The 25,263-nt window shown below is 40.6% G+C and carries 24 protein-coding genes, 1 other RNA gene and 1 pseudogene; 9 read left to right on the forward strand and 17 right to left on the reverse strand.

The features are described from left to right. Complete coding sequence (locus SJ2017_RS19870) at nucleotides 1–1,356, forward strand: hypothetical protein (protein ID WP_080917126.1); 1,356 nt, start codon at nucleotides 1–3, stop codon at nucleotides 1,354–1,356. Here SJ2017_RS19870 and SJ2017_RS19875 read toward each other — a convergent pair. The 4 genes and pseudogenes from SJ2017_RS19875 to rsmI form a co-directional block, all read right to left on the reverse strand. Beyond that, entirely contained in the window at nucleotides 1,321–2,655 is a 1,335-nt protein-coding gene (locus SJ2017_RS19875; RefSeq protein ID WP_167692950.1) for a tyrosine-type recombinase/integrase, read from the reverse strand. The genes SJ2017_RS19870 and SJ2017_RS19875 overlap by 36 nt on opposite strands. Before the next feature lie 36 nt (nucleotides 2,656–2,691). Next, nucleotides 2,692–2,826: pseudogene (locus tag SJ2017_RS21980) on the reverse strand (DUF6538 domain-containing protein); the annotation flags it as partial. Between the two features lie 94 nt (nucleotides 2,827–2,920). Beyond that, nucleotides 2,921–3,264: RNase P RNA component class A (gene rnpB / locus SJ2017_RS19880), an RNA gene on the reverse strand. Between the two features lie 108 nt (nucleotides 3,265–3,372). Next, complete coding sequence (gene rsmI, locus SJ2017_RS19885) at nucleotides 3,373–4,215, reverse strand: 16S rRNA (cytidine(1402)-2'-O)-methyltransferase (protein ID WP_055026213.1); 843 nt, start codon at nucleotides 4,213–4,215, stop codon at nucleotides 3,373–3,375. Between the two features lie 89 nt (nucleotides 4,216–4,304). On the opposite strand from rsmI, the gene SJ2017_RS19890 reads away from it, so the two are divergent. The 4 genes from SJ2017_RS19890 to SJ2017_RS19905 all read left to right on the forward strand — a co-directional run bounded on the left by SJ2017_RS19890 (nucleotide 4,305) and on the right by SJ2017_RS19905 (nucleotide 7,718). Further along, nucleotides 4,305–6,128 carry a penicillin-binding protein activator gene (locus SJ2017_RS19890; RefSeq protein WP_080917129.1) on the forward strand — a complete coding sequence of 608 codons (1,824 nt, stop codon included), beginning with the start codon at nucleotides 4,305–4,307 and terminating at the stop codon, nucleotides 6,126–6,128. A 25-nt stretch (nucleotides 6,129–6,153) separates the two neighbouring features. Next, nucleotides 6,154–6,480, forward strand: coding sequence for a YraN family protein (locus tag SJ2017_RS19895; protein WP_144430229.1), 327 nt, complete (start codon nucleotides 6,154–6,156; stop codon nucleotides 6,478–6,480). Between the two features lie 78 nt (nucleotides 6,481–6,558). Further along, the gene (locus SJ2017_RS19900) at nucleotides 6,559–7,152 is read left to right on the forward strand and encodes a phosphoheptose isomerase (protein WP_055026216.1); all 594 of its coding nucleotides are present in this window, start codon (nucleotides 6,559–6,561) and stop codon (nucleotides 7,150–7,152) included. After that, nucleotides 7,149–7,718, forward strand: coding sequence for a BON domain-containing protein (locus tag SJ2017_RS19905; protein WP_055026217.1), 570 nt, complete (start codon nucleotides 7,149–7,151; stop codon nucleotides 7,716–7,718). Before SJ2017_RS19900 ends, SJ2017_RS19905 begins: the two co-directional genes overlap by 4 nt. A 101-nt stretch (nucleotides 7,719–7,819) precedes the next feature. Here SJ2017_RS19905 and SJ2017_RS19910 read toward each other — a convergent pair whose 3' ends face one another. Then, nucleotides 7,820–8,698, reverse strand: a complete 879-nt coding sequence (locus tag SJ2017_RS19910; RefSeq protein WP_080917130.1) for a DMT family transporter — start codon at nucleotides 8,696–8,698, stop codon at nucleotides 7,820–7,822. A gap of 120 nt (nucleotides 8,699–8,818) precedes the next feature. Between SJ2017_RS19910 and SJ2017_RS19915 the strand changes: the two genes are divergently transcribed. After that, the gene (locus SJ2017_RS19915) at nucleotides 8,819–9,727 is read left to right on the forward strand and encodes a LysR substrate-binding domain-containing protein (protein WP_080917132.1); all 909 of its coding nucleotides are present in this window, start codon (nucleotides 8,819–8,821) and stop codon (nucleotides 9,725–9,727) included. 50 nt (nucleotides 9,728–9,777) lie between these two features. On the opposite strand, the gene trpS is transcribed toward SJ2017_RS19915, so the two are convergent. The 3 genes from trpS to rpe are packed head-to-tail and all read right to left on the reverse strand — an operon-like array spanning nucleotide 9,778 to nucleotide 12,177. After that, complete coding sequence (gene trpS, locus SJ2017_RS19920) at nucleotides 9,778–10,779, reverse strand: tryptophan--tRNA ligase (RefSeq protein ID WP_065110433.1); 1,002 nt, start codon at nucleotides 10,777–10,779, stop codon at nucleotides 9,778–9,780. Nucleotides 10,780–10,784: 5 nt separating this feature from the next. Then, nucleotides 10,785–11,501 (reverse strand): phosphoglycolate phosphatase, encoded by a 717-nt coding sequence (locus SJ2017_RS19925; RefSeq protein ID WP_080917133.1) that lies wholly within the window; start codon nucleotides 11,499–11,501, stop codon nucleotides 10,785–10,787. Between the two features lies 1 nt (nucleotide 11,502). Then, a complete protein-coding gene (rpe, locus tag SJ2017_RS19930; RefSeq protein ID WP_055026222.1) occupies nucleotides 11,503–12,177 on the reverse strand; it encodes a ribulose-phosphate 3-epimerase in 675 nt (224 codons plus the stop codon). Nucleotides 12,178–12,496: 319 nt separating this feature from the next. On the opposite strand from rpe, the gene SJ2017_RS19935 reads away from it, so the two are divergent. Then, nucleotides 12,497–12,865 carry a hypothetical protein gene (locus SJ2017_RS19935; RefSeq protein WP_055026223.1) on the forward strand — a complete coding sequence of 123 codons (369 nt, stop codon included), beginning with the start codon at nucleotides 12,497–12,499 and terminating at the stop codon, nucleotides 12,863–12,865. After that, nucleotides 12,865–13,047: a DUF2970 domain-containing protein gene (locus SJ2017_RS19940; protein WP_055026224.1), complete on the forward strand. Its 183-nt coding sequence runs from the start codon at nucleotides 12,865–12,867 to the stop codon at nucleotides 13,045–13,047. Before SJ2017_RS19935 ends, SJ2017_RS19940 begins: the two co-directional genes overlap by 1 nt. Before the next feature lie 89 nt (nucleotides 13,048–13,136). Here the strand turns inward: SJ2017_RS19940 and SJ2017_RS19945 are convergent, their stop codons facing one another. The 9 genes from SJ2017_RS19945 to SJ2017_RS19985 form a co-directional block, all read right to left on the reverse strand. Then, entirely contained in the window at nucleotides 13,137–13,976 is an 840-nt protein-coding gene (locus SJ2017_RS19945; protein ID WP_055026225.1) for a Dam family site-specific DNA-(adenine-N6)-methyltransferase, read from the reverse strand. A gap of 98 nt (nucleotides 13,977–14,074) precedes the next feature. Next, nucleotides 14,075–15,595 (reverse strand): AAA family ATPase, encoded by a 1,521-nt coding sequence (locus SJ2017_RS19950; protein WP_080917134.1) that lies wholly within the window; start codon nucleotides 15,593–15,595, stop codon nucleotides 14,075–14,077. A 27-nt stretch (nucleotides 15,596–15,622) separates the two neighbouring features. Beyond that, nucleotides 15,623–16,699: a 3-dehydroquinate synthase gene (aroB, locus tag SJ2017_RS19955; RefSeq protein WP_080917136.1), complete on the reverse strand. Its 1,077-nt coding sequence runs from the start codon at nucleotides 16,697–16,699 to the stop codon at nucleotides 15,623–15,625. Between the two features lie 8 nt (nucleotides 16,700–16,707). Beyond that, nucleotides 16,708–17,223 carry a shikimate kinase AroK gene (gene aroK / locus SJ2017_RS19960; RefSeq protein ID WP_055026228.1) on the reverse strand — a complete coding sequence of 172 codons (516 nt, stop codon included), beginning with the start codon at nucleotides 17,221–17,223 and terminating at the stop codon, nucleotides 16,708–16,710. A 322-nt stretch (nucleotides 17,224–17,545) separates the two neighbouring features. Then, nucleotides 17,546–19,594, reverse strand: a complete 2,049-nt coding sequence (locus SJ2017_RS19965; RefSeq protein WP_080917137.1) for a type IV pilus secretin PilQ — start codon at nucleotides 19,592–19,594, stop codon at nucleotides 17,546–17,548. 21 nt (nucleotides 19,595–19,615) lie between these two features. After that, a complete protein-coding gene (locus SJ2017_RS19970; RefSeq protein ID WP_080917138.1) occupies nucleotides 19,616–20,131 on the reverse strand; it encodes a pilus assembly protein PilP in 516 nt (171 codons plus the stop codon). After that, nucleotides 20,131–20,745 carry a type IV pilus inner membrane component PilO gene (locus tag SJ2017_RS19975; RefSeq protein WP_055026231.1) on the reverse strand — a complete coding sequence of 205 codons (615 nt, stop codon included), beginning with the start codon at nucleotides 20,743–20,745 and terminating at the stop codon, nucleotides 20,131–20,133. The genes SJ2017_RS19970 and SJ2017_RS19975 overlap by 1 nt, the downstream gene beginning before the upstream one ends. After that, a complete protein-coding gene (locus SJ2017_RS19980; RefSeq protein WP_055026232.1) occupies nucleotides 20,745–21,317 on the reverse strand; it encodes a PilN domain-containing protein in 573 nt (190 codons plus the stop codon). Before SJ2017_RS19980 ends, SJ2017_RS19975 begins: the two co-directional genes overlap by 1 nt. Next, nucleotides 21,305–22,384, reverse strand: a complete 1,080-nt coding sequence (locus SJ2017_RS19985; protein ID WP_080917139.1) for a pilus assembly protein PilM — start codon at nucleotides 22,382–22,384, stop codon at nucleotides 21,305–21,307. Before SJ2017_RS19985 ends, SJ2017_RS19980 begins: the two co-directional genes overlap by 13 nt. Nucleotides 22,385–22,572: 188 nt before the next feature. Between SJ2017_RS19985 and SJ2017_RS19990 the strand changes: the two genes are divergently transcribed. Continuing rightward, on the forward strand, nucleotides 22,573–25,182 hold the full coding sequence (locus SJ2017_RS19990; protein ID WP_080917141.1) for a penicillin-binding protein 1A: 2,610 nt from the start codon (nucleotides 22,573–22,575) through the stop codon (nucleotides 25,180–25,182). Nucleotides 25,183–25,263: the final 81 nt, after the last annotated feature.

Genomic DNA, 25,263 nt, shown 5'->3' on the forward strand with positions numbered 1-25,263 from the left:
ATGACCGACACCTCAGACTTATTTAATCTGCTTAAAGAGCTTACTCCACTAGATGAGTCAACAGACACTCTGCTAGTTTTTGACGGAGTAACCAGCTCAAATTCTTCTGGCTTGAAAAAGAGCTTAACCTCTCTTGGCTTCAAGTTTGATAACGTGCGCAGCATCCGTGGCTCAAAATTATTCGTGCAACTAACAGCCCCGAATTGGGATAAAAAATGCCCTATTTATTTAAACTGGGAAAGCCTCTTCAAAAAGGTCAGTGATACACTCTGCATACCAGACGTTTTTTTAGTTGCCTCAGATTTAAGCTTGGCCGATGTCGATAGCAGTATAAATACTCAAAGGCTTGAAATCTTATGTGGCACACATCGCATCCTCTCCAAACTGTGTGACCACTGCGAGCCACCAGAAGGAGTAGCAAAGGGGTCTGAAAGATTACTGTTCTTAATTGAATCAGAACAAGAAGCCCCGTCACGTCGATACGACTTTAAACCAGAGACAACGTGGGATACTTTGGTAGGGCTGACTCAACTAGATGAATCAATACGCTCAATTTCAAAACTTGAAGAAACACTAGCTATAGATGATAAGCAGGCTGATGAGCGCAAATCTGTAATGCGTTCTTCTTTTGGTGAATTTATTAATAAATGCGAATCCTCATCAGCCATATTCAATTACATGCTTCATTCTTTGGTGGAATTCCAAAAGAAGTATGATGAACACCACGAAATGTTCATTCAACGCTTCAGTGTGAATAAGGTACTGAGCGAAATAAGTAAACAAGACCTTGAATACACATCAAAAATTAATGACATAGTGTCAAGCGGTCAAGCGAGAGCTTTAGCTATTCCTGCTTCTTTAGCGGTTATTGGGGCTATTATGAAAATAGAAGCTGCAGTTGATGCGGCCGCTGTTGCCATGGGCTTATTTATTACAACGCTCATGATAGTTAAATCCTTAAATGTGCACGCTAAAACTTTCAGTCACATAAAAAAACGAATCAAAGCTGAATTCCAAAGATATGACAGCCTAGCCGAACAAGCTGAGGTCAGGAAGCAGGCATTAAAAATTCAAAAAGAGCTTACTCTTTTAGTATCCGAAGCAAGTGAAAACTTAATATTTGTAAGACGCATTGTTATTTTTACTTTGATTGCAGGGCTAGCTTACATCGCCTACTCAGCCAATGAGTCCTTAAACAAACCCACTGAAACTGAAGCCAAAGCTGAGGGCTCAATGGTGAATGTTCACACTTCTGGGGATTTTAAAATTATACACTTTATTCATCCCCCTATAATATCAGAGCTAAACACCTCCCCACCTTTACCAATCAGTAATGGCATCGACAACACAAAATAGTGACTTAACCTTGAAGTCATGAGTATATCTATTAGATATTCCTAGCTCGGATTTTTCATGCCCAACTACGGTCTGAAATAAAGAAGTGGAAACACCGCACTCTTGAACTTTGGTAATGAAGGTGTGACGGAAGCTATGGAGAGAATACCGTTGCCCTCTTTCGTTCTCAGAAGGTATCTGCAGAGAGTCCATTAAGGCTCTAGCATGATATGTTAATCGGTTGTGATGCTTGGCTATCTCTGGAAATAACTCTCCTTCGATACCCTCAATAAACTCAATAAGACCAAGGTCTATTAACTCTTGGTGTATAGGGATAGGTCTAGTAGCCGCATCTGTCTTACCTGAATCAATCCATAGATAATAACGTTCTGTATCTTCGTCAATTTTAAGACTATTACGAGTTAGCCCAACAATATCCCCCCTTCGTGCTCCTGTATAAATAGCTAAAAGAATAGTCCATTGCTTCCAGCCACCTAACGATATAGCTTTTTCTTTAAGCTTCTTAATCTGAGTATCAGAGAAGCTAGCATAAGAAACAGACTTCACCTCATACTTAACGTTCGCTGTCGGAGAAATTTGAAAGATACCCTTCTCTATTGTTAAATATGCACTAAAAAAGCTCTGACATAACTTTAAGAGTTCTTTTACTGTCTTTGGAGCTACCTTTGACTTGTTAGCTATCTCTTCCTCATCAATAGCCATAACTTCTTGTACCGACATGGAGTGATAAGGCTTAATATTCCTTTTAGGAAAGTCTTGGTAACGTGACAGCACCCCTTTAATCATTTGCCTGTCAACCTGCAGAATATCTATGTCACCCCAGAACTCCAGCATCACCTGATAAAGCCGATGATTAGCATCCGCAACCTTTGATTTCCAATCAGATTTAAATACCCTAAAGTCAGCCCAAGCTTCACTTAACAAATATGGCTTAGCGACCGCTGTATCGAGCTCTGACTGCTCTTTAGCTTTATAATACAGGCTATCAAAGGTCTCAGACCCTCCATTCCATATACGCTCAATCATAGCCTCTGACAGGGTTAAGGCGAGCTGTTCAAAATCACGTCTGGGTTCTATTTCTGCTGGTGGAAGAGTTTTTAAGCCGTAATCAGAGGGGTCATACTTACCACCGCCATTTTTAAGGCTGTCTCTGATGTCATCACCCATAACTTCAAACATGGTCGTAGCATTATTTTCATTTCTGAGGTCTCTTTCATGCTCTTGAAGTCCATCAGCCCAAGAGTAATCGGTTAACTCTGCAAACAACTGTTTAAGTGAAATATGTGGTGACTTCATCATTTTGATACGTCTGATAATTGCTAGCTTTGTAGCTATTCTATCAACAGCAGTACCATAAGAGTCAGTAAATAATGAATATTTTATTTCAGAGTACGTGGTGTATTGCTTAAACCTAGAGGGGACTTTATAGCGGAAATAATATATGTGATTTCTTTGGAAAATATAACGCATTGTGTACCAACTTTTGTCTCAAGTTGTGTACCAATTGAAAAACTAGAAGTAAGAGAATTGGGCAACCGCCTGTAAACAGACGGCTACCACAAATTCAATGAGCAAGCCGATAAGCCGGGTCCTGTCGTGGACAGTTATTCATCTAGGCCTGCAATCGCTCACAGGCTCAAGCGACCTACCCGGTCCCAACGCGAGCAGCGCCATACGGGACCCTATTTGGCCTTGCTTCGGATAGAGTTTACCTTGCAACCAACTGTTACCAGTGGCCCGGTGCGCTCTTACCGCACCCTTTCACCCTTACCAACCGAAGTTGGCGGTCTTCTCTCTGCTGCACTTGTCGTCGGTTTACACCGCCCAGGCGTTACCTGGTATCCTGCTCTTTGAAGCCCGGACTTTCCTCCCCGTTCTTGCGAACGCAGCAACTGTCTGGCCAACTCGGCGCGGATTATAGCCTAAGCATAAACAACACACCAACTAAAAATGGCTGTGTTAACCCATTTGATTAACAGCAGCCATTTTTAAGCAAGTTTTATAAAGTAGCTTTCGTTATAAACCGATTTCTAAACCATGCTTATAAAGAGCGTTTTTCTTAATGTCATAAATTTGCCCTGTTAATGCCGCCGCTTTTTTTAAGGGCAATTCTTGGCAAAGAATTTTAAGGGTATTTATGACAGTGGTTGAAAACTCTGACTCGGCTTCTGTGCGATGGCCATGACACATTAATACAATTTCACCGCGCTGCTGATTAGGATCATCTTTGACGTTCTGCAACACATCGGCTGCTGGGCCGGATAAAAATGTTTCGAATGTTTTAGTGACTTCACGTGCCATCACAATTTCACGCTCGCCGCCCAATGCTGTCACGATTGATTCCAAGCTGTGCACAATACGATGCGGTGATTCGTAAAAAATTAATGTACGCGGATCTTCTTTGAGCGCTGCCAGTTTATCTAATCGCCCCTTTTCTTTTGATGGTAAAAAACCTTCAAATGAAAATCGATCTGACGGAAGTCCTGATGCACTTAATGCAGTTATCGCAGCACAAGGACCTGGAAGTGGGATCACATTAAAACCTGCCTCTCGCACTTGTTTAACTAAGTGGTAACCAGGATCGGATATGAGCGGTGTGCCAGCGTCAGAAATTAATGCAACGGCCTCGCCGTTACCTAATTTTTGAATAATCCACTGAGCTCGGTCACGTTCGTTATGGTCATGCAAGGCTGTTTTACGTGTTTCTATGCCAAAGTGACTTAATAGTTTTCCGCTGTGGCGTGTGTCTTCACAGGCGATTAATGAGACATGATTTAATACCTCAATCGCGCGGTTGCTAATATCCCCTAAGTTACCAATAGGAGTGGGAACGATATAAAGTGCGACCGATAGGTCCATAACTACCTCTGTATTGAATCTCATCTGGACTTTCGCCAAGTGAAAGAGCAGGTTAAACTAGAGACAGCATCTTACCAGAGTGAAGCCCTGTGTTAAAAAGACTGATTACAACAAAATTCGTTTTCGCAGCTATTTTATCAAGTGTATTATTTGGCTGTGCGACTCAAACTACTGAAAATAAACAAGCTATTGATAGTTCGTTAGCAACAGTAACGCAAACGGCTAATACCTATTTATCTGAGGCAAGTAATAGTCAGCAGCCTCAAGAGCGAGATAGGTATTTGCTTTTAGCAGCTCACGCTTACATTAATGACTCTAATGTAAGTGCTGCTGATAAGCTTTTGACTTCAATGAAGCCCAATTTACAACCTGAGCCAACACTTCAGGCTGAGTGGCTTTACTTGTCTGCAAGAGTGGCTGAGCTGAATCGCTCAGATGCTGATGCACTAGCAATATTGAACTACCCTGAACAATGGCAATTACCGAACTGGCAACGTGTTACTTATCATCAATATAAAGCACGCTTATTTAATCAAACTAAACAACCGATTGATGAATTACGCCAGCTTAGCTCTCTGAGCCTTTATCTTCCGAAACAGCAAGCCTTTGAAGTTAATGACACCATTTGGCGTACGTTGCAGCCTTTGCATGAAGAAACCATTAAAAGCTTTATGCGAGATGGTAAAAATCCAACCTTCTCGGGTTGGTTACAACTTGCCTATATCGCTAAACATTATGCGATCGATCCATCCCAGTTAGTGCGTTATTTAGGCCAATGGCAGCAATCTAACCCAAATCACCCTGGGGCGGCAAAATTACCTTCAGATTTAGAAAAAGCGTTGAATGCTCAACCTTATAAACCGCAAAATATTGCAGTGTTACTGCCATTAACTGGGCGCCGCGCGGCAGTTGCCGAACCAATCAGGCAAGGCATACTTGCAAGTTACATGGCCGCTTATGACGATCAAATCACGCTACACTTTTTTGATACTAACTTAGGGGTTGAACAAGCTTATCAAGAGGCCGTTGCCGCCGGTGCAGAATTTGTGATTGGGCCACTGCTACCCAATGCTGTTGAAGAAATGCAGGCATTAAACGAGCAAGGTTTGATGACGATTCCACAACTGTATTTGAATCAAACAGAAACCTTTACACCGAATAACGACCAATTTTATTTTGCGTTGTCGCCAGCTCAAGAAGCCAGTGATGCCGCACAACGCCTATTTGATGACGGAGTTAGCTTACCTTTATTACTGGTAAGCAACGATTCAACGGGTAAGCGAATGGCTGCAAGCTTCAATGAAAAGTGGTTAGCGCTAACGGAAGAGAACGCCGAAATCCATTACTATGATGGCGGCGATCAAATGAAAGTCACCGTGCAAGAAGCTTTAGGCGTTAAAGATAGCCAAGCTCGTATAGCAAGAATGAAAGAGCTCATTGGTAATACCCTAGAAGCGGATTTTCGTTCGCGTCGTGATATTGATGCCATTTATATGATTTCGGCAGCTAAAGACTTAGTGCTACTTAAGCCCTTCTTAGATGTTAACTTCAGCGTCTTTGCTGATCCTGTTGCCTTGTATACCACCAGCCGAAGTCGGCTCAGTGGTAACTCGACTCAATCAGCACAAGAACTCAATAATTTAATGATCAGCGATATTCCTTGGTTAATGAGCTCAAATGCTGAAACCACTATGGTTAACACATTATGGAGCCAGTGGAATAATGGTCAAAAGCGTTTATATATCATGGGCTATGACTCATTGGATTTGGTTAATCGTTTAGCCCAAATGCGCGCTTTTCCTGGTTATCAGTTTAATGGTCGAAGTGGCGCATTATCTGTCGACAAAGACGGCGTCATAGAACGTAAATTAAGCTGGGGCAAATACCAGCGAGGAAAACTACGTCCGCTATGATATCGATGAAAAAACAATGACATTCATCAATCCAGGTCAGCATGCAGAAACACAAGCGCGAACTTACCTTGAGCAACAAGGTCTACAGTTTGTGACTCAAAATCAGCGCTATCGTTTTGGCGAAATTGATTTAATTATGCGTGATAACCAATATTGGGTGTTTATTGAAGTGAAATACCGTTCATCCACTCAGTTTGGAGGTGCTTTAAATGCTGTATCTACAGCTCAAATATCACGCATTAGAAAAGCTGCTGAACAATATTTACAAACACATAAAATCAATGCGCCATGCCGCTTTGATGTGATTGCCATCAATGGAGCCGATATCCAATGGCTCCAAGGGTGTTTTTAACTTATTAAATTTAGCTATAATGCTGCCAGAATCGAGATTATATGTAAGCAGCATCACATTACCGAGTAAGGATTTATCATGTTAGAGCGTATTAAAGACAGTTTCACCGAATCAATTCAAACTAAAATTGATGCAGCTGAAGCCTTACCAGAGTCGATTGAGAAAGCGGCTGAAATGATGGTTCAATGCTTATTAAGCGGTAATAAAATTTTAGCATGTGGTAACGGTGGTAGTGCTGGCGATGCACAACATTTTTCTGCGGAACTATTAAACCGCTACGAAATTGAACGTCCTCCTTTACCGGCAATTGCACTAAGTTGTGACACTTCAACCATCACAGCAATCGCTAATGATTATAGCTATGATGAAATTTACTCAAAGCAGATTATGGCATTAGGCCAACCTGGTGATATTTTATTAGCCATTTCAACAAGTGGTAACTCAGGTAACGTCATTAAAGCCATGGAAGCTGCACTTAGCCGTGATATGACGATTGTTGCACTAACAGGTAAAGATGGTGGTGCAATGGCCGGCTTAATGAGTGCTGGTGATGTAGAAGTACGTGTACCATCTAACGTTACTGCTCGTATTCAAGAAGTGCATTTATTAGTCATTCACTGCCTATGTGACAATATCGACCGCACTCTGTTCCCGCAGGACGAGCAAGCATGATAAAAGCAGTTCTTATCATAGCAACATTATTCCTGCTTCAAGGTTGTGCTGGTGTTGTTATGGTTGGTGCTGTCGGTGGAGCCAAGATGGCCAATGATGAGCGTAGTATGTCTACGCAAATCAGTGATACCAATGCCGACTTTGAAATCACGAGTGCATTAGCTAAGCATCAAGATATTCATAAACAAACCAATATTACTGGCGTAGTATTGAACAGTAATGTATTGATGATTGGCCAGTCACCTAACTCTATGTTGCGTGATAAAGCGGTTAAAGTCGTTCAAGAGCTTGAAATTGGCGGTAAGTTACATAATCAAATTCGGATTGGTAACCCAACCTCATTCACAACTCGCAGCAATGACACTTGGATCACCACCAAGGTAAAAACTCGCATGTTAAATGAAAAAACATTAGACATGACGAGAGTAAAAGTGGTCACAGAAAATGGGGAGGTATTTCTATTGGGCATCATTCCCCGAGATCAAGCTGATCTTGCAGTGGAAATCACCCGCAATACTTCTGGTGTAAGGAAAGTGATTAAGGTTTTCGAATATATCGACCCTTAAATATGAATTGACTCCTACAACGACAGACCACAATAAAAATCACCGCAAATACATTGCGGTGTTTTTTTATCTATAGGGTAAACCCATTCGATTAATATAGGTTAATTTAATACAGATACCGACTTACGTTGCAGCCTACGAACACAGGCAAGTATTAAAGGTAATAGTACTGTCGGTAGTACAATTAAACTGGCCCCCAGCCAACTCATCCCATCAAGCCATTCATCAAACCATAACCAGCCAAATAGCACGCAAAATAGTAACCCTGAGTATTCAGCTACGGCAATATCACTCGCTTTCGCACTACGGTAAGCAACAATACAGCAAAAGTGATACGCCAATAAAAAGCTGTTACTAATCAGCGATAAGCCAATTAATGCCATCGTCACGTCCCCAAAGCCGATACAGGCTCCCGCCACACACAATACTGGAATACTCAATAAATTATAAAGCAGTAATGTCACTAATGGTGATTCTTGCTTTGGTAGCTTTCTTAATGCAATTTGATTCATTGAAAACGTCACTGCAGCAACGAGAACTAGCAGGCCTGCCCATTCGATATTTGATGGCCGTAACAAAATCAGCACGCCAATAAATCCCAGTAAAGTAATCCACCATTGGGTCAAACTGATCTGCTCTTTAAGCCAAACATAGCCTAGTACAGTAATCATAATCGGCGCTGAAAAAAATAATGAACTGACGGTAGCTAATGGCAATGAAACTAAGCCAACCACTAAGGTAATTGACGTTATAACCCCTAAGTGAGAACGCACTAACTGTAATTTAAAGTGGCCTGTAACAGGCTTTCTCGCCATGAACCATATTGGCAATAACATCAATACGCTGCCGCATTGTCGTAATAATAAAAAGGTAATGATATCTGCATTATCTGGTAACCACTTGATGGATACGTCATATAACGCGCTAAAGATATTGCCAAGCACCAGTATGATTAGTGCAAAAATGACTGGAGACTTCATCGTCACCTCACCGCTTCTCAAAATGGCATAATAACTAGACCTTTACATGATTAAAAATGATGAATACTAAACAATAATGAATTAAGGTAATAAATAAGATTCAATTTTCTAGCTAAGTAAATGAGAAAACTACCACCATTACGTTCATTGCAAGTGTTTGAATCTGCTGCTCGATTACAACACTTTTCCCGTGCAGCAGAAGAGCTTTGCATCAGTCAAAGTGCGGTATCTCATCAAATTAAACAGTTAGAATCTTATTATGGTGAGCAATTATTCTTACGCAGTACAAGGCAATTACAGCTAACAGACAAAGGAGCCCAATTATCACTACAATTGGAAAGCACCTTTAATGCTCTTGAAGAGGTCAGCTTACAAATTACAGGTGACGGTAACCAGCAGTTACGATTAGCCGTTTACAGCTCGTTTGCCATTAAGTGGCTTATTCCTAGGCTGAGTGAGTTCCGTCAGCAGCACCCGCATATTCAAATCCGTTTGGATATGATCACCAGCGACCCACAACTCAGTGATAATGTCGCTGATATGTTTATTACTGGGCAATCAAATCAAAATGGCTATATGCACCTTACCTTGCATAAAGAGCGATTAATTGCTGTAGCCAGTCCTGATTACCTGCAACAATGGCTAAATAAACCCAATGCATCACCTCAAGAGTTAATCGCCGCTTTACCTTCGGCAACCTTACTCACCGTCGATGAAGGAGAATTAGGCATTGATTGGCAGCGCTGGCATACCGTCAATAAAGTCGACGACAGCGACAAAAAACAACAACATATTTTTAGCCACGTTTTGATGGCCATTGAAGCTGCGATTGCTCATCAAGGAATCGCACTTGCCTCTGACTTTATGGTTAAAGGAGATATTGCAGCAGGAAGGCTTGTTGCATTGGATTTACCAGACATTTTAACGGGTTTTAATTTTAACTTTAGCTGTAAACAACGCAGACAACACGAACCAGCTTTAGCAAGCTTTATTCAATGGCTAAAAAGGCAATCTCACTCTGGTGACTAACCAATAAAAAAGCCAGCATTAAGCTGGCTTTTTTATTAATCGATTGCACGTTACACAATCATTCCGATTTTTTCGTAAACTTTTTTGATTGTTTCTTCAGCTCGAGCCTGCGCTTTTTCAGCTCCCGCTTTAAAGACTGCATTTAGGTAGTCTTCATCCGCTCTGATTTCACGAAAACGTGCTTGAATAGGTTCTAGCATAGCAACAACAGCTTCACCTGTTGCAACTTTCAAGTGTCCATACATTTTGTCTTCAAAGTCTTTTTCAATTGACTCGATTGACTGACCGTTACAACCTGACATCAAGCTCAATAAGTTTGATACACCTGGCTTTTCTTCAACGTCAAAACGAACAACAGGCGGCTCTTCACTATCTGTCATCGCTTTTTTCACTTTCTTCATAATCGCTTTAGGATCATCAAGTAAACCAATCACGTTATTACGGTTTTCGTCTGACTTAGACATTTTTTTCGTTGGCTCTTGCAGCGACATGACACGAGCGCCGGTTTCAGGAATAAATGGCTCAGGCACAACAAATGTGTCGCCATAAGCATTATTGAAACGCGTTGCAATATCACGTGTTAGCTCTAAATGTTGCTTTTGGTCTTGGCCTACAGGCACTTCATTTGCTTGATAAAGCAAGATATCTGCAGCCATTAATACTGGGTAGTCAAACAAACCAACATTAATGTTATTAGCATGCTTTTGCGATTTATCTTTAAACTGTGTCATGCGGTTAAGCTCACCCATTTGGGTGTAACAGTTTAATGCCCAGCTCAACTGCGTATGTTGTGGTACTTGAGATTGTAAAAAGACGGTACTTTTTTCAGGGTCGATACCACAAGCGAGATAAATGGCTAGTGTGTCTAAGCATGCCGCTCGTAACTTTTCAGGATCTTGGCGAACGGTAATCGCATGTAAATCAACAACACAATAAATACAATCGTGGCTGTCTTGCATACCAACCCATTGACGTAGCGCGCCCATGTAATTACCAATACTTAGCTCGCCTGATGGTTGAGCGCCACTAAACACGATAGGTTTTGCAGTCATTTGTTTTATTGCTCCATTGATTTAGCTGTGAATTCTGCCGAATTAGTTAATAAGGCTAAAATTTCATTGAATTGTTCGCATACCGCAGTGGGTCCGCTCAGACCAATATCTTCACCGTAGTTGTACCCATAGGTCAAGCCTATTGAGGTTACGCCTACGGCTTTCGCTGCTAATATGTCATTTTTTGAATCCCCTACCATCAACAGCTGTTGAGGTTCGAGCTGCCATTTGTCCAAAATATGCGTTAAAGGCAAAGGATCGGGTTTCATTTTATCCAGCGAGTCGCCACCTAACACCAGACCAAATAAGTCGGCTATACCAAATGCTTCTAACAACGGGATAGTAAACCGATAAGGTTTATTTGTCACAATCGCCAGTGGGTAGCCTGCAGCATTAAGTTTGCTGAGCACGGTTAACACTCCAGCATATAACTTACTGTGTTTTTGTAGGTGTAATTCGTAATGCTTCATAAAAATAGGCATGACATTTTCAAGTTGTACACCTATGTCACACCCTTTTTGTTGCTCAGCATTGAGTAACGCACGCTGCATTAATACTTGAGCACCATTGCCAACCCAGTTTCTCACTTGCTGCTCGGTGCAACTTGGTAATGCTAACTCAGCAAGTGTCGCTTGGGTCGCGGCGGCTAAATCGGGCACACTATCAATTAGCGTGCCGTCTAAGTCAAACGCAATGGCTTTTATGCTAGAAAAATCAGCCATACTACGCGTCTACTTTTGCAAGCTCGGTACGCATTTCATCAACCACGGTTTTATAATCAGGCTGATTAAAAATAGCAGAACCTGCGACAAACATATCTGCGCCTGCCGCTGCAATTTCGGCAATATTATCCACTTTTACGCCACCGTCCACTTCAAGACGAATATCAAATCCACTGGCATCAATTTTTTCGCGAACTTGTTTAAGTTTATCTAACGTAGATGGGATAAATGATTGACCGCCAAAGCCAGGATTGACTGACATAAGCAGAATCACATCTAATTTATCCATTACATGGTCAAGATAATGTAATGGCGTTCCAGGGTTAAATACTAAGCCAGCCTTACAGCCTGATTCTTTAATTAATTGCAAACTACGATCAAGATGTTCCGTCGCTTCTGGATGAAAAGTAATAATTGAAGCACCTGCTTTAGCAAAATCTGGAATGATACGATCTACAGGCTTAACCATTAAGTGCACATCAATATCAGCGGTAATGCCATAATCACGAAGCGCCTGACAAACCATAGGACCGATTGTTAAATTTGGTACATAGTGGTTATCCATTACATCAAAATGAACAACGTCAGCACCGGCATCTAAAACGGCTTTAACATCATCACCTAAACGGGCGAAATCGGCAGATAAAATAGATGGGGCAATCAAAAATGGACGCATAGTCTTCTCGAAGCAATTAAAAGTGACCGTATTTTACCCCCTGAAGCTTATTCGCTCTAGTCGCAAAGCGTAATAAAAGGTTGTTATTGTCAATAAACGTAAATTTTCATAATCTGTAAGTATTAAATTGATCCAGATCACATGAGAGTGATGTTCATTAACTATACAAATTTGCTATAATGCGACCTACGTCACTGTGTTTTTCGCGATGTTATAGTTATAAAGCGACTACCGAGTCAGTTGCTAAGTCTCTATTAGAACGTCACTAAACATTTTTTTATTGTGTTAATTCTGAAAGTATAAGACAAGGATAGCCCTTATGATGTGCAGTCAGTCAAAAATGAGCACCCACCAAACAGGTAAGGTGACGCTAAAACCTGTAGTAAGCTTATTTTCAACCAGCGCATTAATGTTAGTCGCCTATTTTGTCATGTCGGATAATAGCAATCCATTGTTGGCTGACAACTGTGCTTGTACAGAAAACGTTACCTACAATTCCAGCCTACCTAGCAGCCACCCTAATAATCGTTGTGCTGTCGAGTCTGACAATGTGAGTTGGGGAGATTGGGTTACGGGTAAGAGTCGCTCAAGCCAGTTTCATTTTTTAGATTTACTCGAGTTACTACACAACAGCGACAAGAGTAAACCGATTAGCGACATGCCCACTAATAATCCGAATAGCATTTAATGTCTTTTTGGCGGGTATTTTCGAGTACTGTTGCAGCTTTCTTTGGAGTGCAGACAGAAGATAATCGCCAGCGAGACTTTCAACAAAGTAATTCACCATTACCTTTTATTTTTATGGGAATTGCTCTGGCGATCATTATGATTCTATCTTTGATTTTTATCGTGAACCAAGTATTAGCGTAATCCTGTTCCAATTACCCTTCATGTCCTTTCTATAGCAATACCATTCCCATGCTATTCATGAATCAATAGCAGAACAATTAATACAATACTTAATCAATCACTTCTTGGTAGTGGTGATCGTACAAGGCCATAATTTCATCCACTTTCTTTCTGCCATTGCCCTTTTGGCTTATATTACGCTGCACTGCAATAGAGGCCAGTTTGGCACCGCGGTATAATTCGCGTGTTAGCGGAATATCATGGTTACTGATTAAAACAGGAATGTCTCTTTCAAGTGCGGTATGACGCGACTCTCTTGCAAGTAAGGCTTGATCATCTAAGCTGAAACCTGGCCCTGCATATGTAGTAAAGCTTGCCGTTGTTGATAATGGCGCATAGGGAGGGTCACAATAAATCACGTCCCCAACAGTCGACATCTCAAAAGCTTTTTCATAACTTACACAATGAAAACTCGCTTTTTGCGCCTTCATTGAAAAATGCCTAAGTTCATCTTCAGGAAAGTATGGTTTTTTATATGAACCAAAAGGTACATTAAAGCCGCCTTTGCGGTTGTAACGACATAAGCCATTAAAACCATGGCGATTCATATACAAAAAATATACTGAACGCTTGAAGGGATCGTTAGTTTGATTGAATTCAGTGCGAATACGGTAATATTGCTCTTTTACATTCATCTCTGGCACAAACATCGCTTTAGCTGCTGCGATATAAGTATCAGGATCATTTTTGACAATATTGTATAAATTAATCAAGTCTTGGTTTATGTCGCAGAGTAAATACTCATCATAATCAGTATTAAGAAATACTGATCCAGCACCGACGAAAGGTTCGACTAATCTATTACCTTGAGGTAAGTGTTTTGCAAGCTCGTCAACGAGTTTAAATTTTCCACCCGCCCACTTAAGAAAGGCTCTATGCTTTTTAGTCATGAATACCGTTTGCTAGCAAAATTAAAGCAGATGATTGTACTCTTTTTATTGGTAATAATCATCGTTTGAATTATCGAATCTAATGGCTTTTTAAGCGGTTAATCTATTTTGAGTTCATATCCAGTCAAATCACTCCATTTGCGCACCCAGGGCGCGGATAAACCTAGTGACTGTTGTAATTCATCAGCTTGCTGCTGTGCCTGACTTACTGTGTCATATTGCCCAAATAACACAATATGGCGCTGTTTATAACGAGCTTGTTGGGCATAAGCTGAGTCTGTTTGAATCCGTTCTAGTTTAGATAATATTTGAGTGAGTGACTTAGCCTCTCGGACACTGGCAATTTGCAATGTATAACCAGGTTTATCTAACAGTGATAAACTCGCCGTATTATCATTGTTAGATAAACCTTCAGCGACTAATTTGTCGCTCTCGGCAATCGGCTTGCCTTCTGACACTTCAGATAGCTGGACATCTTGATTTATGTCTTGAGAGCGTGCTTCGGGTGATTGATGAGTCATTGGGTCAGCGGCTAATTCATCTTCACTTATTTCAACGTTTTGCTCATCTTCTGTCTGTGAGATGTTGCTGTTTACATTGTGCTCATCAGTCATCTTACTGTTATTACCTGCACTGTTTCGCAGCATAATATCCACAAAATTGAATTCGGTAAGAGTAGGCTTGAGCGCATCTAGCCTTAGACCAGCCTCAGCCTGATTCAAGCCAGCCGTGTCGTTAATGACTGGTTGCAGTAATAATTCAGCATAATTATAAATAGCCCACTGCGCTGGCGTTTCTGGTGGCAAATAAATGTTATTAAACTTTACGTTATCTGCTGGCACTTCTGCAGTTTCTTTAAACATAAACCAGCTTGCTATAACAAGAGTTAATAACAACACAACAGACCCCATGACCCAAGGCAAAAATTTAGGCCACTTTTTGACGTCTTCAGGTTGGTCCTCTAATGCTTTATTCAATAAATTGATCACTTCGGTAGGTGTGCCAGATTGTTTTTCAATTTGAGCTTGAATAATTTCACGCGGAATAAACGGGGTTTTATTACTTCTCACCAAAAGTGTGCGATATAAGCCTTCTCGCTCAGCCAAGGATAAAGGCTCTAACTCAACATGTAGCAGCAAAGCTTGCATTGAGTCTGCGAGCTCGTGAGTCAGTTCGGCAAGTGAATCAGTTTCGATGGTAAACGTCATCGAAATGGGCTTACCCGCACATTGCAACTGAGTCAAAATCAAGCATTCAGCCCAAAGCTCTTTTGGCATGTATTGCGCATCATCAATAATGATGTGTAAAGGCTTAGTTAAGCTAGATTGTATTCGAAGTAACGTATCAGCTAATGGAAGCGCATCATCAAAGATAGGAGATGAAATGAGTTGAACAAGGATTTTACGTCGAATTTCTGCGCTATCTGCATGCATTGGGCAGATTACGAGTGCAGAATTATAACTATCCAGTTCACTTGCAAGGGCTGTAACTAAGGTTGTTTTACCTGCTCCTTTAGCACCGGACAAGAGCACCAATTGCTCGCTGTAGCTAGCAATATGCTGTAATCGCTGTACTAGAGATTCTTGAGAAGGTAACAATAGCGTTTGTTGAATGTCCACAAGCCCACCATTAGACTCACACGTTACTTAGACTTGGCTAATCACTTCTGCCAATAATGAAGTTTCAACATCTGAAAAAACGTCAGCGGAGCCAATTGACGTGGGTAACACTAACCTAATTTGACCAGCAAGGACTTTTTTATCTCGCTGCATATGCGCAATGAATTGATCAAATGTCATTGAATCTGGTGATGCAACTGGCAAATCAAACGCTTGCAGTAAAGCAACGACCCTATTGAAATCTTGTTGTGAGATTAAATTGAGTTTTAATGACGTGAGTGCCGCCATGACTGTACCAGCAGATACCGCTTCACCATGAAGCCATACGCCATAACCCATTTCAGCTTCAATGGCATGTCCGAAGGTGTGGCCTAAATTAAGCAAAGCTCGTACGCCACGCTCTGTTTCATCTTGTGCAACCACATCAGCCTTAATTTGGCAGCATCGAGCTATAGCATAAGTTAATGCATCATTATCAAGCCCTTTAAGTGACTCTACATTTTGCTCTAACCAACTAAAAAACTCAGCGTCCCAGATAATGCCATACTTAATCACTTCAGCCATACCAGCAGCAAACTCTTTAGCCGGTAAAGTTGATAAGCAATCGGTATCGATGATCACGGCTTGAGGCTGATAAAATGCCCCGATCATGTTTTTCCCTAGCGGATGATTGACTGCTGTTTTGCCACCTACAGAAGAGTCAACTTGCGAAAGCAGTGTGGTTGGAATTTGTATAAACTCAACACCTCGCTGGTAGCAAGATGCAGCAAAGCCAGCCATGTCACCAATGACACCGCCACCTAATGCAACTATGACACAATCGCGGGCATAGTTATTTTCAAGCAAAGCTGAAAATATCAAATCCAGATGTGTGAGATCTTTATATTTCTCACCATCAGGAAGCACAACAACACCCACGTCAGCACAACTCGCCATCGCTTGTTGTGCCGTTGTCAGGTACAAGGGAGCGATAGTGTCATTGGTGACTATGAGTGCTTTTTTACCGGAAAGGTAATCGGAAAGGTAAGCATTTTGCTGCAATAAATTCTGGCCAATAAAAATGGGATAACTTCTTATACCTAATTCAACCTGAACTTGTTGCATAAACCTACCTAGAATCCGAGTTGCTCAATAATTTGATTTGCGACTATTTTAGCGCTTTGCTCATCTGTCTTAACAATCACGTCAGCAATCTCTTCGTATAAAGGATTACGAACATCAGCAAGATTCTCTAGCACTTCGCGCGGGTCATCAACCTGCAAAAGAGGTCGACGCTTATCGCGTTGAGTACGAGCGACTTGCTTATCGATTGTCGTCTCAAGGTATACAACGATACCGCGAGCTGACAAATGATTACGTATGTCTTTACTTTGTACAGATCCGCCGCCAGTAGCAAGGACAATACCTTGCTTTTCCGAAAGGTCAGCGATGACCTGAGCTTCGCGACGACGGAAACCTTCTTCGCCTTCAACGTCAAACACCCAGGCAATATCTGCACCTGTGCGTTGCTCAATCTCATGATCTGAATCGTGGAAATCTAAATGCAGCATTTGGGCCAAATGGCGACCAATTGTGCTTTTGCCTGCGCCCATTGGGCCTACCAGAAAAATATTGCGTTTTTCAGCCATTTTATATACGTCTGAATCTTATATGAAAAGTATGCCTTATCGACTTAAACTCAAGCCGACCTATAATTTAACCTTGCTCTAATGAGACTTGACGGAGGATTATCTCAGTTATGCACCAGTTGTTGCAAGTCATGTTGACGAATTAACCTGAGTTTCTTAAAAATAAATTCTACTTCTCCTTATTAATCAGAATAACGTTTCCTGAACTCTAGTGCAGAAGCTTTATTTTTATAGCATGAAATTAATAACTTAATTGAAGTTAACCTAAAGAACAGGCAAAAAAATACCAGCGAGAACGCTGGTATTTTTGATTCGCAATTTTTTACAACTGCTCAGTCACAATCTTAGGTGTAACGAAAATCAGTAACTCTTGACGCTCATTACTATCAGATGTGTTTCTGAACAAGAAGCCAACTAACGGAATATCACCTAAAACCGGCACCTTACTCACACGGCTAATTAAGTTTTGCTGATAAATACCACCTAACACAATGGTTTCACCATTATCCACAAGTACTTGAGTGCCGATACGCTGAGTATCAATAGACACTGCTTCACCTGTACCAGTTTGAACTGTTTCACCACGGGTATCTTGAGTTATTTCTAAATCAAGAATCACACGATCATCCGGCGTAATTTGCGGTGTAACCTTTAAAGAAAGAACCGCTTTCTTAAATGAAACAGTTGTTGCACCACTTGATGCAGACTCAACATAAGGAATTTCTACACCTTGCTCAATATAAGCAGACTTTTGATTAGAGGTGGTAATGCGCGGGCTGGCAATAATCTCACCTTTATTCTCTTGCTCAAGTGCACTTAACTCTAAATCAAGCACGGTACCATCGGCCATTTTAGCGACACTAAATGCAATACTCGCAGCGTTAGTTGCCGAAGAAGGCAAATTAACATTTAAGCGATCACTTAATGCAGGTACAACACCAGCAACGATATCATTTGCGCCTTCAAGCGAACCAGAGGTTCCTTTATCGCCTTGCTGATCTGTTATGCCCCAGCGAATACCTAAATCTTCAGATACGTTGTCCTTGACTGTCACCATTCGCGCTTCAATCAACACTTGTTTAATTGGAATATCGAGTATTTCAACTAAGCGATGAATTGTTTCTAACGACTCTGCAGTATCTTTTACAAGCAGTGTATTCGTCCGTTCATCAACAGCAACACTACCTCGAGTTGATAACAAACTAGAATCTGCACTTTTCATTAACTCAGCAATATCTGCAGCTTTAGCATAATTAATTTGAATGTACTCAGAATATAGCGGAGCTAACTCCTTCACTTCTTTTTGATTCTCTAAATCTTGCCTTTCACGTGTAGCCAACTCTTCACTAGGCGCCACCATTAAGATATTACCTTCAATACGCTTATCAAGCCCTTTAGTTTGCAAAATAAGATCAAGTGCTTGATCCCAAGGTACATCATCTAAACGTAACGTGATATTGCCTTCAACAGTATCACTCGTTACAAGGTTGAAATCATTGTAATCGGCAATAATTTGCAGCACAGTTCTGACTGAAATATTTTGGAAGTTCAATGAAAGTGAGCGTCCATTGTATTTCTTTTCTTCAGCAGCAACGGCAACACGCTCAACTTTATTAATACTAACCTTAAAAACGTTACCTTCTTGCTTATAGTTATAATCGTAGTTGCCATCAACATCGACCATAATGCGTGAAGTTAAATCATCCTTAAAAGTTTCAAAGCTTGTCACTGGTGTATTAAAATCCTGCACATCCATGACATATAATAAATCGTTTTTGATATCAGTGTTATACAGTTTAACTTCTAGTTTAGAGCCAACTTGAGCCACATTTGCCGCAACAGAGCGGTTATTCAAATGAATCAGTAAATCACCACCACCAGTTTTATTGCGTCTAAAGTCAATTGTATCAATACCATTAACAAACGGGTTACTGGCATTATCAGGCCCAGACATTGTGTCATTCACAGTTAAGCGATAGGTATTCCCCACAACTTTACCTTGATAAGGCTTAACCTCTGCAAGATCGACAACAATATTTAAAGCGCCATCAACCTGCGTGGTTTTAAGCCCTTCAACACCTACACGATCAATCGTAATATTTTCTTTTTCAAGGTTTGAAATACTGTCTTCAAAACTTAAAATTATTTGAGCAGGAGAACCTGACAAATCGACTTCAGGCTTATCTAGCGCGGATTCGAATACCAGTTCCAGTTCTAATTGATGATCGACAACAGAATGGTATTTAACATCCATTAACTTATTGGCGGCGAAAGCACTTGGAAGTGCGCCCAACATTAAAACAACACCCAATACCGTTTTAATTAGTGAGACTTTTTTTGTCGATGTTTGCATCGCGGCAGAAGATTTCATTATTCCCTCATCCTTCGCACATTAGTTACCAGATAGTTCTAAGTTGCTTGCTCTTTCAGCCCAGCAACCAGAACCATCTGGAATTAATTCTATTATTTCAATATATTGCGGTGTCACTTTACCTATTTTCCCATGGTAAAGACCGAGATACTCACCGACCCCTAAACGATATACATTGGCATCAGAAGACTCGACCAAAGCCCAAATAGTGTCATCTTCTGTTAATGTACCGCGCATTCTTAAATTGTCTAAAGCATATGTTTCTAAACGACCTTTACGACGCTTTAAGTCAGGCTGTAGACAATTTCTACTTGTATCAACCACTTCTTCTGTAAGCTCGCGTGAAGGTGGTACAAAAGGACTGCGCATTAATTCTGCTTGATAAGCAAAATGTTCAAACTTAGGAGTTTCTTTTAACGGAGGAATACGAGCAATGTGCTGCGCTTTAGTTGTCGTTACAAACAACTCTAAATCACTGCGATCACCAATACAGCCAGTTAACATTAACACCATCATTAATATAGGGAGGAATCTCATTACTTATTCCCCTTATTCTCAGCAGGCAGCTGTGCACCTTCTTTAAATCGATAGGTTTTCGCTAAAATGTCCATCGACAAACTACCGCTATCATCTCGTGTAATAACAAAATCATGTAAGCTAACAATACGAGGTAATTTTGCTACACCACTGACCATATTACCAAGTTGATGATAATCACCCACTACAGCAATTTTAATTGGGAATTCTAAATAGAAGTCACGCTCAATCTCAGTATCCCAATCTAAGCTATTTATTCTTAAACCTGCGTCAGTTGCTACAAATGTAGTGTCGTCCAATAAGCCCGGCATTTCATTTTCAGAAGGCAACATTTTAAGTAACTCAGCAAATTGCGCTTCCATAACAACCAGCTGTTCACGATATAGTTTTAAGTTTGCGGCTAAACGATATTTAGATTGAAAATCTTCTCGTAAAGTTATTTCTTTTCTTTCTTCGTTATTTAAAACGTCAATTGCATCGGAGACAAATAAATAATAACTTGCCCCCATAACACAGATTGACAGAAATACTGCGAAAACAACCTTAACTAAAGCAGGCCAACTACCGATATTTTCAAAATCAATATCATTAAACTGATCTAAGTCTAAATTCATTATTGACCTCCTTCAGTTGCTTCAACTGATTCAACATCAGAAATCGTCACTTTTAATCTAAACTTTTGCAGCTGTCGTAAGTTCTCATTTTGGCTAATAATGGACTGCATACTTGGATCATTTAAGTATTGTGATGTTTTCACCTTACGCATCATATTAGCCACGTTATTATTCGATTCACTGCGGCCTTCAATCCAGAGTAAGCTACCTTTTTTCTCAATACTTGAAAGGTATATTCCTGGCGGAACAATTCGCACTAATTCATCTAAAACATGTGTCGGCAAGTTTCGAGATTGCTGAAGGTTTAATATAATCTTAGTACGTCTTTCAATATCTTTCTTTCGAGCTGTGATTTTTCTTATTTCGGCAATTTGTGCATCTAACAGTGATATTTCATTTTGAAGATAAGCATTTCGTTGGCGTTGATCATCAGTAACAACCTCAATAAAGCTGAGTGTTAAAAATACAGCTAAACAGGTCACTAAAAAAACCAATGCTAATATGCCAATATAATCTCGTTTTTGTTTTTCTCTGGCCTCTTCACGCCAAGGAAGTAAATTTATGTTCGCCATTGAGCGTAACTCCTAAGCGCTAAACCACATGCCACCATATATTTACTAATACTTGGCTTAAGCTGGTTTTTAATATCGTCCTCAGCATGCAAACAACCTTGGAACGGGTCTGCGACAATAGAATGTACACCCAATTCATTAGTTAATAATGCAGTCATGCCTTCAAGTTTTGCGGTACCACCACAGAGCACAATATAATCAACTTTATCTTTACCACTGGCAGCACAATAAATTTGAAGTGTACGTTTAATCTGCTGTAATAATTGTGTTTGAAACGGTGATAACACCTCAAACATATAATTACGCGGTAACTCGCCTGTTATTTTGGCGTTCTCAGCTTCGTCATATGGCATGCCATAAAACGATAAAATAGATTGAGTAAATAACTCGCCACCAAACGCTTGCTCACGAATAAAGGTTGTTTCTCCATGCTCAACTACGGCAAATGTCGTCATATTGGCACCGATATCAACCAATACTACAGATTTCTCATTTGCACCTTCGGGTAATTGTGCAAGGATTAATTCTGATGACCGCCCTAGTGCATAAGCTTCAACATCCACCACTTTGGTATCGAGCTCAATCGCATCTAAAGAATCCATACGAGTATCAATATTATCTGTGCGACAAGCACTTAACAGCACATCAACTTTTGTCGGGTCAGTTGTGTTTGCCTGAAGAGTTTCAAAATCGATACTCACTTCATCTAGTGAATAAGGGATAAGGTTATCTGCTTCAATCTCAATTTGTGCTTCCATTTCTTCTTCATTTAATGAAGCGTCCATGTAAATGACTTTTGTCATGACAGCAGAGCCAGAAACCGCGACAGCTGCAGACTTAATACTCTTAGGCAGTCCTCGCTTAATATGTCTTAAAGATTCAATAACAGCTTCTGAATCGCGGATTTCGTGATCGACAACCGCACCTTTACGTAGAGGTGCAGATATATAGTTTTGAATTTTATATCCATCAGCGGTCTTACTTAGCAAAATGGCCTTAATCTCATGAGAACCAATATCGATCCCGACCATTTGCGGAGCTTGACGCTTCCAAAATTTAGAAAGCATATTCCATCATCGCATTTATTTTTTTATATTTTAAAATAGATTAGCACAAAATCAACTCGTTATAAGTATTTGTATTAAATGTTTCTAAATTTTACAACTTGTTTTTTTCTGTTTTCATGTTTTTACTTCACCAAAAACCTTCCCCCTTATATACTAGCGAGCATATTTTTGATTTTTGGAATATTTCGGTGAAGTGGTTTAAACGAATACTTATTGCTATATTTAGCTTAACTTTATTAGGAATCGGCACTATTGTCGCAGCCTATTATTATGTTTTGCCAGATTTACCGGATGTAAATTCCTTAAAAACGGTAAAATTACAAACCCCATTGCGAATATACAGCGATGACGGTTTATTGATTTCTCAATTTGGTGAAAAAAGACGAGTACCCATTGAATACCAAGATGTACCCGAACAATTAATTAATGCAGTTTTAGATACAGAGGATGCTCGTTTCTTTGAACATAAAGGCATTGATCCTATCGGTATTGTTCGTGCTGCTATTATTTTGGTTACCACTGGTAAAAAAAGCCAAGGTGCAAGTACCATCACTCAACAAGTCGCTCGCGGCTTTTTCCTTTCACGTGAAAAAACCTATATTCGTAAAACAAAAGAAATCTTTTTAGCACTCAAAATCGAAAAAGCACTTTCAAAAGAAGAAATTTTAACTCTTTATCTAAACCGTTCTTTCTTGGGGAATCGTGCCTATGGCGTAGGTGCTGCAGCACAAGTTTATTATGGTAAAGATTTAGAACAACTGAGCCTGCCTGAAATGGCAATGATTGCTGGTTTGCCGCAAGCTCCATCCGCAGCAAATCCGATAAGAAACCCAGAACGTGCCAAAACCCGCCGTAACTGGGTATTAAGCCGGATGCTAGAAAAACGCAATATCACAGAAGCACAATACCAAGAAGCCATTAATGCCCCGATTACAGCAAGATATCATGGAGCAGAAATTGATCTATATGCACCATATATTTCTGAAATGGCGCGTGAATACATGGTCAATAAATACGGCGAAGAAGAAGCCTATACTAATGGCTATAACGTCTACACCACGATTTCATCTGACTTACAGTTAAAGGCACAAAGCGCCTTACGCGATAATGTTTTTGCTTACGACCAACGTCATGGTTACCGCGGGCCAATTGCCGAATTATGGACAGATGCCCCCATGTCCACCAGCGATATTATCACTAACTTAAAAAGCACTTCTTCGGTACAAGGTATTATGCCAGCAGCTGTACTTGCCATTGAAGAGCAACAAGCTACGGTGATGAATGCTAGAGGGGAAGAAATCACCTTAGAATGGAACGGGCTAAAATGGGCTCGTAAATTTATCACCGATCGCCATCAAGGCACACCGCCAAAGAAAGCTGAAGATATTTTAGCTGTTGGCCAGAAAGTGTGGATAAGAAACAACGGCGAATATTGGCAACTTTCTCAAATTCCGCAAGTATCAAGTGCCACAGTATCACTTGAGCCAAGTGATGGCGCTATTCGTACGCTCGTTGGTGGTTTTAGCTTTACCCAAAGCCAATACAACCGTGTGACCCAGGCAAAGCGTCAGCTAGGGTCAAATATCAAACCATTTATATATTCAGCAGCGCTTGAAAAAGACTATACATTGGCAACACTAATTAATAACGCGCCAATTAATAAGCCAGATACTCGACAAGGCACCGCTTGGAGACCTAAAAACTCTCCAGATATCTACGGAGGACCGACGCGTCTTCGTATGGGCTTAGCGCAATCTGTGAACGTCATGTCTGTTCGCGCGATGAGGCACATTGGGTTAGATAACACTATCGATAAACTTGTGGAGTTCGGGTTTGATCCTAATGATCTACCTCGAAATGAATCAGTGGCACTCGGCTCTCCTTCTGTAACACCTTTGCAAGTTGTTACTGCGTTTAATGTGTTCACCAACGGTGGTTACTTAGTGGAGCCTTACTTTATCAAGCAAGTCACCGACTCTTATGACAATGTAATTGAAGAAGCCAACCCTCTTTTAGCGTGTACGCCATCAGAAAATGATAATAATGGAACTGATGACAATCTAAGTGATACAGAATTAACGTCTAATTCAGACGCAAATGACCCATTTGCAGCAATGGCAGCTGAATTTGCTAGCTCACAACAAGCTGAAGTTAACCAAGCAAATGACACGACTGCTCAATCAAGTGCTATTAGTCAATGTGGCGATGAGAATAGTCGTTATGCACCAAGAATTATTACTGAGCAAACCGCTTTCCTTATCTCTGAGGCATTAAAAAGTGTTATTTGGGGTGGCGGTAATTGGAGTAAAGGCACTGGTTGGAACGGGACGGCATGGCGAGCTTCTCGCCTAATCAAGCGTCATGATATTGCTGGTAAAACAGGAACAACCAATGAATCTCGTGATACCTGGTTTAGTGGGTTCAATCCAACATTAACGTCAACATTCTGGGTCGGCTTTGATGATCACAGCCGCCGTTTAGGTCGTACAAGCTGGGTAGCTGATGGACCTGAAAATCAGATATCAGGGGCAGAAGCAGGCGCCAAGACAGCTGGGCCTGGTTGGAATGATTTTATGAATCAAGCGCTCAAAGGCACTGAGGAAAAGACCACCATTCCGCCTAAAGGCATTATCTCTGCTCGTATTGATTTAGCAACGGGTTTATTAACGCGTAAAACTGATCACACAACTTCTTTTGAGTACTTTGTCGAAGGAACTGAACCGACTGAATATGCGACAGAAGAAACCATTGATGACGATATATTTATTGAAAATCCAACAGATGATTTATTTCAATAAACCCTAAAATGCATCTATAAAATGTGAATGCTAAAAAGCCCTGAGTTAACTTAAACTCAGGGCTTTTTGTTATTACAGTCA

Source organism: Shewanella japonica, from assembly GCF_002075795.1.
GTDB lineage: Bacteria > Pseudomonadota > Gammaproteobacteria > Enterobacterales > Shewanellaceae > Shewanella > Shewanella japonica.

What these genes read in the sequence shown, in the direction of transcription:
- SJ2017_RS19945 (WP_055026225.1), bottom strand. Translation starts at nt 13,976, where the DNA reads ATGACTAAAAAGCATAGAGCCTTTCTTAAGTGGGCGGGTGGAAAATTT.
- SJ2017_RS19910 (WP_080917130.1), bottom strand. Translation starts at nt 8,698, where the DNA reads ATGAAGTCTCCAGTCATTTTTGCACTAATCATACTGGTGCTTGGCAAT.
- SJ2017_RS19935 (WP_055026223.1), top strand. Translation starts at nt 12,497, where the DNA reads ATGATGTGCAGTCAGTCAAAAATGAGCACCCACCAAACAGGTAAGGTG.
- SJ2017_RS19970 (WP_080917138.1), bottom strand. Translation starts at nt 20,131, where the DNA reads ATGAGATTCCTCCCTATATTAATGATGGTGTTAATGTTAACTGGCTGT.
- SJ2017_RS19905 (WP_055026217.1), top strand. Translation starts at nt 7,149, where the DNA reads ATGATAAAAGCAGTTCTTATCATAGCAACATTATTCCTGCTTCAAGGT.
- SJ2017_RS19900 (WP_055026216.1), top strand. Translation starts at nt 6,559, where the DNA reads ATGTTAGAGCGTATTAAAGACAGTTTCACCGAATCAATTCAAACTAAA.
- SJ2017_RS19940 (WP_055026224.1), top strand. Translation starts at nt 12,865, where the DNA reads ATGTCTTTTTGGCGGGTATTTTCGAGTACTGTTGCAGCTTTCTTTGGA.
- SJ2017_RS19985 (WP_080917139.1), bottom strand. Translation starts at nt 22,384, where the DNA reads ATGCTTTCTAAATTTTGGAAGCGTCAAGCTCCGCAAATGGTCGGGATC.
- SJ2017_RS19980 (WP_055026232.1), bottom strand. Translation starts at nt 21,317, where the DNA reads ATGGCGAACATAAATTTACTTCCTTGGCGTGAAGAGGCCAGAGAAAAA.
- SJ2017_RS19925 (WP_080917133.1), bottom strand. Translation starts at nt 11,501, where the DNA reads ATGGCTGATTTTTCTAGCATAAAAGCCATTGCGTTTGACTTAGACGGC.
- trpS (WP_065110433.1), bottom strand. Translation starts at nt 10,779, where the DNA reads ATGACTGCAAAACCTATCGTGTTTAGTGGCGCTCAACCATCAGGCGAG.
- SJ2017_RS19915 (WP_080917132.1), top strand. Translation starts at nt 8,819, where the DNA reads ATGAGAAAACTACCACCATTACGTTCATTGCAAGTGTTTGAATCTGCT.
- SJ2017_RS19965 (WP_080917137.1), bottom strand. Translation starts at nt 19,594, where the DNA reads ATGAAATCTTCTGCCGCGATGCAAACATCGACAAAAAAAGTCTCACTA.
- SJ2017_RS19975 (WP_055026231.1), bottom strand. Translation starts at nt 20,745, where the DNA reads ATGAATTTAGACTTAGATCAGTTTAATGATATTGATTTTGAAAATATC.
- rsmI (WP_055026213.1), bottom strand. Translation starts at nt 4,215, where the DNA reads ATGGACCTATCGGTCGCACTTTATATCGTTCCCACTCCTATTGGTAAC.
- SJ2017_RS19870 (WP_080917126.1), top strand. Translation starts at nt 1, where the DNA reads ATGACCGACACCTCAGACTTATTTAATCTGCTTAAAGAGCTTACTCCA.
- aroK (WP_055026228.1), bottom strand. Translation starts at nt 17,223, where the DNA reads ATGGCTGAAAAACGCAATATTTTTCTGGTAGGCCCAATGGGCGCAGGC.
- SJ2017_RS19875 (WP_167692950.1), bottom strand. Translation starts at nt 2,655, where the DNA reads ATGATGAAGTCACCACATATTTCACTTAAACAGTTGTTTGCAGAGTTA.
- aroB (WP_080917136.1), bottom strand. Translation starts at nt 16,699, where the DNA reads ATGCAACAAGTTCAGGTTGAATTAGGTATAAGAAGTTATCCCATTTTT.
- rpe (WP_055026222.1), bottom strand. Translation starts at nt 12,177, where the DNA reads ATGCGTCCATTTTTGATTGCCCCATCTATTTTATCTGCCGATTTCGCC.